This is a genomic window from Faucicola osloensis (genome assembly GCF_020041925.1).
GTDB classification, from domain to species: domain Bacteria; phylum Pseudomonadota; class Gammaproteobacteria; order Pseudomonadales; family Moraxellaceae; genus Faucicola; species Faucicola osloensis_D.
This window is the reverse complement of the sequence record NZ_CP083409.1, coordinates 1,392,484-1,405,662: the sequence shown is the minus strand read 5'-3', so window position 1 is coordinate 1,405,662 and position 13,179 is coordinate 1,392,484. Positions and strand designations below refer to the sequence as shown.

At 44.6% G+C, this 13,179-nt stretch carries 11 protein-coding genes; 6 read left to right on the top strand and 5 right to left on the bottom strand.

Annotated features, from left to right (window positions below):
- Nucleotides 1-39 precede the first annotated feature (39 nt).
- Together thrS and infC are read left to right on the top strand one after the other, a co-directional pair.
- Nucleotides 40-1,968, top strand: a complete 1,929-nt coding sequence (gene thrS, locus LAJ61_RS06195) for a threonine--tRNA ligase (protein ID WP_224053222.1) — start codon at nucleotides 40-42, stop codon at nucleotides 1,966-1,968.
- A gap of 35 nt (nucleotides 1,969-2,003) precedes the next feature.
- Nucleotides 2,004-2,501 (top strand): translation initiation factor IF-3, encoded by a 498-nt coding sequence (infC, locus tag LAJ61_RS06190; RefSeq protein WP_172460503.1) that lies wholly within the window; start codon nucleotides 2,004-2,006, stop codon nucleotides 2,499-2,501.
- A 91-nt stretch (nucleotides 2,502-2,592) separates the two neighbouring features.
- On the opposite strand, the gene LAJ61_RS06185 is transcribed toward infC, so the two are convergent.
- Nucleotides 2,593-2,880 (bottom strand): GNAT family N-acetyltransferase, encoded by a 288-nt coding sequence (locus LAJ61_RS06185; RefSeq protein WP_224053221.1) that lies wholly within the window; start codon nucleotides 2,878-2,880, stop codon nucleotides 2,593-2,595.
- Nucleotides 2,881-3,166: 286 nt separating this feature from the next.
- Between LAJ61_RS06185 and ettA the strand changes: the two genes are divergently transcribed.
- The 3 genes from ettA (at nucleotide 3,167) to LAJ61_RS06170 (ending at nucleotide 6,093) form a co-directional block, all read left to right on the top strand.
- Nucleotides 3,167-4,828: an energy-dependent translational throttle protein EttA gene (gene ettA / locus LAJ61_RS06180; protein WP_224053220.1), complete on the top strand. Its 1,662-nt coding sequence runs from the start codon at nucleotides 3,167-3,169 to the stop codon at nucleotides 4,826-4,828.
- 62 nt (nucleotides 4,829-4,890) lie between these two features.
- On the top strand, nucleotides 4,891-5,490 hold the full coding sequence (locus LAJ61_RS06175) for a hypothetical protein (RefSeq protein WP_224053219.1): 600 nt from the start codon (nucleotides 4,891-4,893) through the stop codon (nucleotides 5,488-5,490).
- Entirely contained in the window at nucleotides 5,491-6,093 is a 603-nt protein-coding gene (locus tag LAJ61_RS06170) for a hypothetical protein (RefSeq protein WP_224053218.1), read from the top strand.
- Nucleotides 6,094-6,425: 332 nt separating this feature from the next.
- Here the strand turns inward: LAJ61_RS06170 and serA are convergent, their stop codons facing one another.
- Complete coding sequence (gene serA / locus LAJ61_RS06165) at nucleotides 6,426-7,658, bottom strand: phosphoglycerate dehydrogenase (RefSeq protein WP_224053217.1); 1,233 nt, start codon at nucleotides 7,656-7,658, stop codon at nucleotides 6,426-6,428.
- 220 nt (nucleotides 7,659-7,878) lie between these two features.
- Here serA and LAJ61_RS06160 point away from each other — a divergent pair, with 220 nt between their 5' ends.
- Nucleotides 7,879-9,288 carry an FAD-binding oxidoreductase gene (locus tag LAJ61_RS06160; RefSeq protein ID WP_224053216.1) on the top strand — a complete coding sequence of 470 codons (1,410 nt, stop codon included), beginning with the start codon at nucleotides 7,879-7,881 and terminating at the stop codon, nucleotides 9,286-9,288.
- A 63-nt stretch (nucleotides 9,289-9,351) separates the two neighbouring features.
- Here the strand turns inward: LAJ61_RS06160 and LAJ61_RS06155 are convergent, their stop codons facing one another.
- The 3 genes from LAJ61_RS06155 to LAJ61_RS06145 form a co-directional block, all read right to left on the bottom strand.
- On the bottom strand, nucleotides 9,352-9,969 hold the full coding sequence (locus LAJ61_RS06155; RefSeq protein ID WP_409034995.1) for an LOG family protein: 618 nt from the start codon (nucleotides 9,967-9,969) through the stop codon (nucleotides 9,352-9,354).
- 274 nt (nucleotides 9,970-10,243) lie between these two features.
- Nucleotides 10,244-10,450 (bottom strand): SEL1-like repeat protein, encoded by a 207-nt coding sequence (locus LAJ61_RS06150; protein WP_224053214.1) that lies wholly within the window; start codon nucleotides 10,448-10,450, stop codon nucleotides 10,244-10,246.
- A gap of 50 nt (nucleotides 10,451-10,500) precedes the next feature.
- Nucleotides 10,501-12,891: an ATP-binding protein gene (locus LAJ61_RS06145; RefSeq protein ID WP_224053213.1), complete on the bottom strand. Its 2,391-nt coding sequence runs from the start codon at nucleotides 12,889-12,891 to the stop codon at nucleotides 10,501-10,503.
- Nucleotides 12,892-13,179: the final 288 nt, after the last annotated feature.

Below are 13,179 nucleotides of genomic sequence, written 5' to 3'. Positions count from 1 at the left end.
AGTAACGGTCATCACTGCCAAAGGACAACAGGAGCAATTATGGTAGCCATTACCTTACCAAACGGCGATATTAAACAATTTGATGGGCAAACGTCAGTCATGGAAGTGGCGCAAAGCATCGGCGCAGGGCTTGCCAAAGCCACCGTTGCAGGACGTGTCAACGGTAAATTAGTTGATGCGTGTGACCCGATTAGCGAAGACGCCAGTGTTCAAATCATCACGCCAAAAGACGAGGAAGGTGTGGAAATCATTCGCCACTCGACCGCTCACCTACTGGGTCATGCTGTTAAACAGCTGTATCCTGAGGTGAAGATGGTTATCGGTCCTGTGATTGAAGAGGGTTTTTATTACGATATCTATAGCGAGCGCCCGTTTACGCCAGAAGACATGGAAAAAATCGAAGCGCGCATGACGCAATTGATTAACCAAGATTACGATGTTATCAAAAAAATGACACCGCGTGATGAGGTTATCAAAGTATTCCAAGACCGTGGCGAGACTTATAAATTACGTCTTATCGAAGATATGCCGAATGAAACCCAAATGGGTTTATACTATCACCAAGAATACGTTGATATGTGCCGTGGACCACACGTGCCCAATACCCGTTTCTTAAAAGCCTTTAAACTCACCAAAATGAGTGGTGCCTACTGGCGCGGTGATGCCAAAAACGAGCAACTACAACGTATCTACGGTACCGCTTGGGCAGACAAAAAAGATTTAAAAGCTTATATCCAGCGTATCGAAGAAGCGGAAAAACGCGACCATCGTAAAATCGGTAAAGCGCTTGATTTATTTCATATGCAAGAAGAAGCGCCTGGTATGGTATTTTGGCATCCCAATGGCTGGACAATGTGGCAAGTACTTGAGCAATATATGCGACAAGTGCAAAAAGACAACGGCTACCAAGAAATCAAAACCCCGCAAATCGTCGATAAAAGCCTGTGGGAACGCTCAGGTCATTGGGGCAATTACGCCACCAACATGTTCACCACCAACAGCGAAAACCGTGACTATGCCATCAAGCCGATGAACTGCCCTTGTCATGTGCAAGTGTTCAATCAAGGGTTAAAATCCTACCGTGACTTGCCATTGCGTCTTGCTGAGTTTGGCTCATGTCACCGTAATGAGCCATCGGGTTCACTGCATGGCATTATGCGAGTACGTGGCTTTACTCAAGATGACGGGCACATTTTCTGTAGTCGTGACCAAATTCAACAGGAAGTTGCTAATTTTATTGCTTTGACGTTAAAAGTGTATGAAGATTTTGGTTTTACTGAAATTATTATGAAACTTTCCACCCGTCCAGAACAACGTGTCGGAAGTGAAGAATCTTGGGATTATGCAGAAAAAGCCCTTGCTGATGCCTTGGATACTTCGGGTTTAGAATGGCAATATCTACCAGGTGAAGGGGCATTCTATGGACCAAAAATCGAGGTCAGTTTAAGAGATAGCCTTGGACGTATTTGGCAATGTGGTACAATCCAAGTTGATCCCAATATGCCCGAACGCCTTGACGCCGAGTTTGTCAATGAGCAAGGCGAGCGTGAAATCCCTGTCATGCTTCACCGTGCGATTTTAGGCTCATTTGAACGCTTTATCGGTATGCTGATTGAGCATTATGCAGGTTGGATGCCTGTATGGCTCTCGCCTCAGCAAGTTGTGGTGATGAATATTACCGACAACCAAGCGGCAGCCTGTCAAAAAGTCGCCGAACAATTGAATCAAGCCGGACTTCGTGTCATCACCGATTTGCGTAATGAGAAAATTGGCTTTAAAATTAGAGAGCGCACCCTTGAACGTATTCCTTATATGATTGTCATGGGTGATAAAGAAGTAGAAAGCAACCAAGTTAACGTCCGTACTCGCGAAGGTGACAACCTTGGCGTGATGAGTATCGATGCCTTTATCGACTTGGTTAACCAAGCGACCGCCCAAAAAGGGCGCGTCAAATCAAAAACAGCGTAGGAGTAAGTATTATTAAGAGTTCAAACCGATTAGACATCAACGAGGAAATTCGTGCCAAAGAGGTACGCTTAGTCAAAGAAGACGGCGAACAAGTTGGTGTTGTGGATATAAAAACGGCTTTGCAGGCCGCCCGTGATGCTGAGTTGGATTTGGTCGAGATAGTACCAGACGCTCAGCCTCCTGTTGCCAAAGTGATGGACTACAGAAAATATCTGTACGACCAAAAACAAAAAGCCAAAGAAGCCAAAAAGAACCAAAAACAAACGCAGCTTAAAGAAATCAAATTGCGTCCTGGTACGGAAGAAGCCGACTATCAAGTTAAACTTCGTAAAATCCGTGAGTTTTTGGAAGACCAAGACAAAGTCAAAGTTACCATTCGCTTCCGTGGTCGTGAGATGGCTCACCAACAAATTGGCTTGCAGCAGCTTGAAAAAGTCATTGCCGATACGACCGACGTTGCCAATGTTGAACAACAACCAAAAGTTGAAGGTCGTCAAATGGGTATGCTACTTGGCCCTACCAAGAAAAAATAATCAGTAAACCTTAACTATAAAAAAACCACATCAACCTATGTGGTTTTTTTATTGGCGTATTGACCCATTGATAAAAGTTTAAGCTTTTAAATCACTGTATTTTTAAGTCACTATATTCAGGGTGCTTTTGCAGGTAGCTTGCCACGTAAGAGCAGGCTGGGACTACTTTTTTACCTTGCTCACGGGCATAGTCTAGCGCGTGCTTGGTGAGCTCCCCTGCAATGCCGCGCCCGCCAATCGCGTCTGGCACAATGGTATGGTCATATACGATGACATCACCATTATCCACATAGCTAATGTAAGCAGTAGTGCCATCGACAGTTGTTTCAAAGCGTTGTGATTGTTCGTTATGGTGAATCGATAATTGTAAATCCGACATGGTTGTCTCCTTGTGTATTCTTTTATTTACTATGCTATCTGTGACTTAGTTATTTGTCGCTTGGTTCTTTGTCGTTTGATAGTAGCACAGCCACTGTCCATGACTTGTAAAAGTTTTTGCCTATTCGGTATGGGGTTTGCAAATGATTTTTCGCTAGGCTTTTGCCTTGCCCCACCCTGTTAACAATGCGATAATAAGCGGTTAAACCTCACCATTTTTCAAATTTTTTGGCGTGTATGATACGCCTTACATTCACTTACTATTAGCTAACTTAAACAGGAAAAACATGGCTCAATATATTTATACCATGAACAAGGTATCAAAAATTGTTCCACCCAAACGGGAAATCCTAAAAGACATCAGTCTGTCTTTTTTCCCAGGTGCAAAAATCGGTGTGCTGGGTCTCAACGGTGCCGGTAAATCAACTTTGCTTAAAATCATGGCAGGCGTGGACACCGAGTATAACGGTGAAGCGCGTGCGCAAGCGGGTATCAAGATTGGCTACCTTGCCCAAGAACCGCAGCTAGACCCTGCCAAAGATGTGCGTGGCAATGTGGAAGATGGTGTGCGTGAAGCCCTAGACGCATTGGCGCGTCTTGATGAAATCTATGGCGAGTATGCCCTGCCCGATGCCGACTTTGACAAACTTGCCGCCGAACAAGGCAAAATGGAAGACATCATCCAAGCCTGGGATGCCCATAACCTAAACAACCAACTAGAAAAAGCTGCCGATGCGCTGCGCCTACCCGCGTGGGATGCCGACGTGAGCAAATTATCGGGTGGTGAAAAACGCCGCGTCGCCCTGTGCCGTCTATTGCTATCCAAACCCGACATGCTGCTACTGGACGAACCAACGAACCACTTGGACGCTGAATCAGTCGCTTGGCTTGAGCATTTCTTAAAAGACTATAGCGGCACCATCGTGGCGATTACCCATGACCGTTATTTCCTTGATAATGTTGCCGAATGGATTTTGGAGCTTGACCGTGGCTATGGCTACCCTTATCAAGGTAACTATACCGAGTGGCTTGAGCAAAAAAATAAACGCCTAGAGCAAGAGCAAAAACAAGAAGAAGCCTTTGCCAAAGCGCTGAAACAAGAGCTTGAATGGGTGCGTAAAAACCAAAAAGGTCAGCAAGCCAAATCCAAATCACGCTTGCAACGCTTTGAGGAATTAAATTCCAAAGAGTTCCAACAACGTAACGAAACCGCTGAAATTTACATTCCACCAGGACCACGTCTTGGCAACAAAGTCATTGAAGTCAACAATATCTCAAAATCATTTGGCGACCGTTTGCTATACGAAAACCTATCCTTCACTGTGCCACCGATGGCGATTGTAGGGATTATCGGACCCAACGGTGCAGGTAAAACGACCTTGTTCAACATGATTACAGGCAAAGACAAGCCAGACACGGGCACAGTTGAAGTCGGTGAATCAGTGAAAGTGGCGTATGTCGGACAGGTACGCGATGAGCTGGACGACAAAAAAACCGTGTGGGAAGAAGTCTCCGACGGTCTTGATATGATTACCGTGGGCGAATACACCACGCCTAGCCGTGCCTATATCGGACGCTTTAACTTTAAAGGTCAAGACCAACAAAAACTGGTCGGTAGCCTGTCGGGTGGTGAGCGTAACCGTCTGCAACTTGCCAAAACCTTAAAACAAGGGGCAAACGTGCTGTTACTCGATGAGCCATCAAACGACCTTGATGTTGAGACGTTGCGCGCGCTTGAAGATGCGGTGGAAGTGTTCCCTGGTACGGTGATGGTGGTGTCGCATGACCGCTGGTTCTTAGACCGTATTGCCACCCATATTTTGGCGTTTGAGGATGAGGGTCCGATTTGGTTTGATGGTAACTACTCAGAGTTTGAAACATATCGCAAAAAACAGTTGGGCGCGGATGCCGAACCAAAACGCATAAAGTATAAAAAGATTGCGAAGTAATGAAAAAAATCCACTAAAGAAATTTTAGTGGATTTTTTATAAGACATATAAGGAGATAGCAGATGAAGAAATTTTATTTTATTCTACCTATTATATTATTGCTAAATGGATGTGCCACAACGCCTGTCAACACCGCAAAAATCAATGATTGCACAGGTCTAGATATTATCGAAGTCAATGGATTTGATAAAAAAAGTCATCTATTTAATAAAAACGATAGCTACTACGTTAAACGCTATGAACCAAAAACGTTTTTAGATACCATTGAAATAAGAGGTTGCCAACAAGCTGATACAGGTAAACGCGTCATTTTATCAAAACCTACTTGGTATACGAAGATAGTTTACGGTAATTTTTACCCTCAAGATGCCAAAGTATTTATCCAGTTTGTTGATTGGGTAAATAAATATCCAAAACCACAAGCTCAACAGCTTACCCAGTTTAACCAGCAGTTGGCTGGTTTTAAAGTCAAAACGTCTACTGTACCGAAGCATCAAGCAGATTGGTATGTTGATATTGAGCAGCGTACCAGTGAACCTGTTCTAGTTTCCAACGCCCGTGACCCTGACATGCATGGTGCATTCGCCAATCGCACGCTTGCCTTAACCAAACAAGAAGCTAGCGAAATCTTAACAATTATGAATAACTATTGGAGTCATTAAATGCGTATCTATCAATTATCCGCCCTTTGCTTTTTACCACTGACTTTATCTGCCTGTATGAATGATGCAGGCATTAAACTCGCTCACATGCAAAACAAAAGTCAAATGATGCTAACATCAGAAGCTTATGGCAATCTAAAAGTAAAAGAAGATAATGTAGGCAGTTATAAAGAATTCTTAGGGGAGTATCAAGTACAACAATCTTGGGACAACAATGTATTTCACATTGACAGAGTTGTCATCAAAGAACAAGATAATAAATTGGTTGTACTAACTTATCCAAAAGGTTGGCAAAATCCTAATCAAAAAACAGAATTTACGGGTTGTTATGTTGCAAATACTGTGGGTGATAGTAAATACTTCATCAACAACACAGGTAAAAAATTAAGTTGTGGTAATCCTACAACTAATTCATTTAAAGGGCATAGTATGTTTGAGGTAGCCAAAACCACCAATAATACTATCGCTAAGTCCCCAATTCCAGAATTCTATTTAGGCACGATGTTACCGCCTAGAAATATCAAAATAGATACGCCTTACGCCATGCAATTAGATCTATGGGATCAAGCCAAGCCAATCCTTGCTGTAACCAAATCTAATTAAATCTTTGCAATAAAAAGCCCAACGTCATTTCGTTGGGCTTTGATGGTAAATGCTTGCCAAAAAATTAGTTAGGACGACATTCTTTATAGATGATTTTGTTGTTAGTTCATCTTAAATATTTAATTTATCCCTACTGATGAATTTCGCTATGATAGCACAACCATTTTTTGATGCACGCAAAAAATTGTAGACAAATGGTCAGTATTTTTGCTACAAAGTTACCCGTGAACATTTGTAAAACTGTTGATTTTATAATCAAAGATTAAGGATGCAAATATTTTAGACGTAAAAAAAGCCAACATTTGAGTTAGCTTTTTTTATATGCGCTATTTTTAGAATAATACACGCACACGGATAGTTTCTGGAATGTTTTTAAGCGCTTCAACCGCTTGCACAGAATCGCCGCTACCCACATCCATCACCAAATAGCCCACATCTTCTTCCGTCATCAGGCTTTGGGCAAAGATATTGATATTGGCATCGGCAAAGGATTTGTTAATCTGTGACAACACGCCAGGCACGTTTTGGTGGATATGGAGCAAACGATGCGTGCCTTCTTTTTGCGGCATACTAACATTTGGGAAGTTCACAGAGGTTGCAGTATCACCCATATCAGAGTAACGCACGAATTTTTCTGCCACTTCAAGACCGATATTGGCTTGGGCTTCTTGGGTTGAGCCACCGATATGCGGTGTCAAAATCACATTGTCAAACGCGCGCAGCGGTGATTCAAATTCTTCATCCGCTGATTTTGGCTCTTTGGGGAACACGTCAATCGCCGCGCCCAAGATATGACCGCTTTGCAGGGCTGCTGCTAGCGCATCGATATCCACACATTTGCCACGCGCCGCATTGATTAGGTGCGCGCCTGGCTTCATGGCAGCCAATTCTGTGGCGGTAATCATGTTACGCGTACTTGGCAAATCTGGTACATGCAGGGTGACCACATCGGCTTTACCAAGCAGTTCTTCTAGGCTACCCACTTGGGTGGCGTTGCCCAGTGGCAATTTGGTAACCACATCATGATAAATGACTTTCATACCAAGGCTTTCAGCGAGTACTGATAACTGGGTTCCAATAGAGCCATAACCCACGATACCCAAAGTTTTGCCGCGCACTTCATAGCTGTCTTTGGCAGATTTGTTCCAGCCGCCACGGTGTACCACCGCATTTTTTTCAGGGATACCGCGCATCAGCATGATGATTTCGGCAAGTACCAATTCTGCCACAGAGCGGGTGTTAGAATAAGGGGCGTTAAAGACAGGGATACCCAGTTCACGGGCAGCCTCCAAGTCCACTTGGTTGGTGCCAATACAAAAACAGCCAATGGCGATGAGCTTTTCAGCTTTTTCTAAAATATCGCGGGTCAAATGGGTACGAGAACGAATGCCGATAAAATGGGCGTCTTTGATTTTTTCGATAAGTTCTTCGGGGTCTAAGGCGGTTTTGATATTCTCAATATTGTGATAGCCCGCCTCTGACAGCACTTTAAAGGCATTGTCATGCAAGCCTTCAAGCATCAAAAAGCGGATTTTGTCTTTCTCAAGTGATAGATTTTGTGCCATAACAAACCCCTAGTCAGTATTTTTAGTCAATTATCCTATCACACTTGCTGAGTTTTTTGTGGTGAAATTCCAGCAAGATGGCATGATTTTTTTGTCTTATGGGTAAAAAATTCTTCATCAATCCCCAGCGTTTTTGTCAAAATTTATGCCGTTAGTTATGCTATGATAGAGCCTCAAAAATCTTTTCAATCTGTATAAACATATGGGTAAAAGCCACGCCATGACTGCTAATCAGACCGCCATCAATACGCTCATTGAACAACTACGCCAGCAAGGATTTGACGAACACCAAATCAAAACCGATGCGGACAGTTTGGGCTTTTGGGGCAAAGATTGGACCAAGCATTTTGAGCCCAATGCCAGCGCCATTGTCTTTCCAAAATCCACCCAGCAAGTGCAAGCCATTGTCAAGCTATGTAATGAGCTTAACATCGTCATTACCCCAAGCGGTGGACGGACGGGGCTATCCGCAGGGGCAGTTGCCGCCAATGGCGAGGTAGTGATTAGCCTTGATAAAATGCACCAAGTATTAAACTTCTACCCTGCCGACCGCATGGTAGAAGTGGAAGCCGGTATCGTCACCAAAGCGCTGCAAGACTTTGCCGAACAGCAAGGGTTATACTATCCCGTGGACTTTGCATCAGCCGGTTCAAGCCAGCTTGGCGGTAATATTGGCACCAATGCCGGCGGTATCAAAGTCATCAAATACGGCATGACCCGCAACTGGATATTAGGTCTTACCGTGGTGACAGGTAAAGGCGATATTTTGCACCTTAATAAAGGCATGATAAAAAATGCCACCGGTTATGACTTGCGTCATTTGTTTATCGGGGCAGAAGGCACCTTAGGCATTGTCACCGAAGTGCAAGTCAAGCTAGAGCGTCAGCCCAAGAACCTAACTGTCATGGTGCTTGGCGTGCCAGAGTTTGCCAATATCATGCAAATCCTGTCAGCCTTTCAAAGCAAAATGGATTTGACCGCGTTTGAATTTTTTGATGATGTCGCCGTTGATAAATTACTTGCCACAGGGCATGTACAAAAACCGTTTGAAACCGACGCGCCGTTTTATGCGCTACTCGAATTTGAAGCGCCCTACGAGCCGATTATGGACATGGCGATGCAGATTTTTGAAGACTGTATGAGCGCAGGCTGGGTGCTTGATGGGGTGATGAGCCAATCGATTCACCAAGCCCAAGAGTTATGGAAACTGCGCGAGTATATTTCCGAGACCATCTCGGTATTTACCCCGTACAAAAATGACATCTCCGTACTCATCAGCCGCGTGCCAGAGTTTATCGCGGATATCGATGCCATTGTTAGCCAAAACTATCCGAATTTTCAAGTGTGCTGGTTTGGGCATATCGGCGATGGTAATTTACACTTAAATATTTTAAAACCAGAAAACCTTAGCAAAGACGAATTTTTTGAAAAATGCCAAGTGGTCAACAAGTACGTGTTTGAAACGGTGCAAAAATACAACGGCTCTATCTCAGCCGAGCATGGCGTGGGTATGACCAAAAAGCCGTATCTTAATTACACCCGTCCTGATGAAGAAATTGATTATTTACGCGCCATCAAGCAAGTCTTTGACCCCAATGGGATTATGAATCGTGGTAAGATTTTCGACTAGATAATCAAAAAAGGGATACAAAAAAAGACCTTTAACTGAGGTCTTTTTTTGTCGCTCACAGGGTTAGATTTTATTCACATTCATCGTGTCTGGCATGTTAACAATCGGTTTGAGTAGTTCAATGGCATCGGCGACAGTATTACAAACGATTAATCGCTGTAAATCTTCTGGTTTCATAAAGCCTTGTTCAGCGGTAAACTGTAGATGTTCAACCAATTTGTCATAAAAACCATTGATATTGAGAATAATCATCGGTTTTTCATGTTGATATAGCTGTCGCCAAGTGGCAATTTCCATGATTTCCTCAAGCGTGCCAAGCCCACCTGGCAAGGTGATAAAGGCACTGGCATACTCTGCCATGATGGCTTTACGGGTATGCATGGTATCGGTCAAATGCAGACGCGTCAGCCCACCATGCGCCACTTCTCGATCCATCATAAATTCAGGAATCACGCCCACGGCAATGCCGTTTTTTTCAATTACACCATCGGCAACCGCGCCCATACAGCCAATCACCGCACCGCCATACACTAGACCTAACCCCGCTTCAACCAATGCCCTGCCCAATTCTTGTGCCGATTGGACATAGATAGGGTCATTGCCTTTGCGTGAGCCGCAATACACAGCGACTAAGGGAACATCAATATCATGAAGTTTGACAATTTGTGCAATATCGCTCATTTCTTTACTAGTAATAATATCTACGGGTGTCATGCTTTTTCCTTTTAATGTGTTGCAATTATAGGTCAATCATCCTACAAATTCGTGAACGCATCCTAGGCGCAGCGTATCTCATTTTGGCTACATTTGGCGCATAGGCATTATAATTGGTGCAGTTGGCGAAAAATAAAGCAATGGCTGTTAAAAAGCCATCAATGAAAGGCTGAATAAGAAAGGCTTGATAACAAAAATAGGCTATCAAAAGCTATCAAGCAGACCACCTAGGTATGATGACCTAAGTCTGATGGTAGGTATGATGGTCATCGGCATTCTCTGGCACAGATGGGTGTAATTCAGTGAGCGCTGCAGCATAACCATATTTGCCAGATTGCTTCAGCCAAGCGCTTGCTTTGTCGGCATCGGCAGCGATGCCATTGCCACTGGCATAGATGTTGGCAAGAAAATATTGGGCTTGCTGTTCGTATTCAGACGTTGGGGTCATACCGCATTCCGCGAAATTTGATGGGGTCAAAAGGTTTATATTGCGTCTGTTTATAGCGGCTGATACAACACGCCGACCAACAACACCGTGATATCCTTCGCTGCCGGGGCAATCTGTACCGTATCAAGTGTTATTGACTGAGCATCATACGTGGTTGCCAAGGTGTCGATTTGGCTTTGTAACTGCTGCCCGATGCTGTCTAACTCCTGCTGCAGCTGCTGGCGAATCGCATCAAGCTCTGCGACGGTTTGTTTGTTGGCATTGATATCGCCCACCGAGTTCATGGCACGTTTGACGTTATTGATATTGGTCTGTGACAACGCCTTGCGCCCCATAAATGCGCCTAAGACCGCAGAACCAATACTGACCCCTGCATCAAGCCAGCCTTTGCTTGACTCGGCGGCTTGTTGTTGGTATTTTTCATTGGCGGCTTGTAGTTTTTTCGCTAGCGCGTCTTGTTTTTTAGCAAAGCTATCACGCAGCTGGGCAATGGCGATATCACGCTGTTCATGCAGCGGTACGATGAGCCGATTGCGGAAGGCGTCTTCGCTCTCTGCCACTTCGCTATACAGCTTTAAACTATCGACATACCACAGGTTTAACACTTGCTGCTGACGGATGGCTTCTTTCACCGCTTTTTCCCAAGTTTTCCATGATGCCTTGTCGAGCGCTTGGGTAGGCAGTTGTTTGAGCACAGCAGGTTGGTGCGGAGCCGATTGTAACTGCTCAAAGGTCAAATCACTTAAAATCGCTTGATGCCAATCTACCACCAACGGCGGCTCACCAAATGCTGTGGTTAATAATAGCTGCTGCTGACTTTGAGCGCCTGATTTTTTGTCATTAAAAAATACCCGCGCATAGGCAAAGGCAGTAGGCTCATAGAAGGTTTGCCCATCGCCCGCTATGTATTTGGGGGCATAATACAAGCCCACATCTTTGGGCAAGGCCGGCGGCTGACTCATGGTGCTGGCTAATGGATTGATGGCAGGCGTAGTGGCTTGAGCTTGCGCTGGGTTGGTAGGGGCGGCTTGGCTATTGGCTTTGAGCTGTGCTATGGCTTGTTTGCTAAGCGGTCCTGATAAGTAGTTGAGCGTGAAGCGGGTGCTAAAAATCACAGGGCTGGCGTCATGCACATTGTGCAGCAAAAATTGGCGTTTACCGAGTTTATCAAACCACGCATTAAGCGCCGCTTTGTCCAGTCCACTGCTGCCGCTGGCAGAGAGCAAGCCATCCATCACCCGTTCACGGTCTTGGGCAGTCTGCAACCGACCGATAAACCAAGTACCCGCGTTGGATAAGGCTTTGTAGTCCAAATCCACTGGGTTTTGGGTTGATAACACAATCCCCAGACCAAATGCGCGCGCTTGTTTTAGTAGAGTCAACAGCAATACTTTGGTCGGTGGATTGCCAATCGGCGGTAGATAGCCAAACACTTCATCCATGTACAAAATTGCCCGCAAGGTTGAGGTGCCTTGCTGACGGCGGATCCAGCCCAATAAATTGGTGAGTAACAAGGTGACAAAAAATAGACGTTCGTCATCGGATAGATGCGCAATATTGAGCACACTGGTTTGTGCTTTGCCGTTTTTATCATAAAACAGTGCGCCAGCATCCAGCGGCATGCCTTTGAGCCAGCTGGCAAAACTCGGCGATGCCAAAAGCGTATTGAGCTTCATCGCCAGTGCGCCACGGTCTTTATCTGCAAATACTTGTGACAGCGGCAGGATGCCGATTTTGTCAAACGGTGGCGTTTGGATTTGGGTAATCAAATCTACTAAGGTTAAAGTTTGGTTATTGTCCCAGGCGTTTTTAAGTAGCTGTGCCAAAAACACATGCTCTGGGGCAAGGTTATCCCCATCGACTTTTAATAGCACCAACAGTGCCGACACTGTCGCATCGATATACTCCGCATAGCTTTCGCCATCATTTTTGACACTATCAGGCGGCGGCACGAGATTGCCAAGTAAGGCAATGGGTAAACCATTCTCGCTACCTGGAGTATAGACACTGACACGATTGACGGCTTTGAGTGCTTGCACACGCTCAGGGGTTTGAAAACTGTTGCCAAGCCCTTGTTGCCAGTTTTCTGCGGTTCGCTTGGCAAACTCTGCCACACTCATACCCGCTTGATTTGCCATGCCGCTATCAATCCAGGGCTCAAAGTCACTGGCTGCCAAATTTGGGAACGTCAATGCCAAATTGCCCAAATCACCTTTGGGGTCAATCGCAATCACCGGAATATTATCCAGCGCAGCTTCTTCAAGTAAGCTAATCCCCAAACCCGTCTTACCCGAGCCTGTCATCCCGATAATCACCGCATGGGTTGTTAAGTCAGCTGCATCATATAGGGTTGCTTGACCTTGTGTAGACTCTGGGTACACGTCTTGACCGAGATAAAATTGACCGATACTATCAGCAATATTATTGGTGAGCGTTGGCATGGGATTCCCTCAAAATTTTTATAAGTAACGATTGATCGCCAACATGACGACTGGTCTAATTGTCTAATTGTCTAACAAGCTGAGTGGCGGTATGTCGTTTTCATTATATGTAAAATTTTATCATTTCGCCTAGCAAAATTTGTCGATTCTTTTATCTAGCCTTAACGCAATTTTTTAGCGCCGCAAAGATAATGCTTAATAATTCTTGCTACCAAATTTTGAAGTTTACCCGCTTACTATTTGGTAATAAAAACTTTGCGATAAAAGCTGAGCAATAAAAAAAGCGAT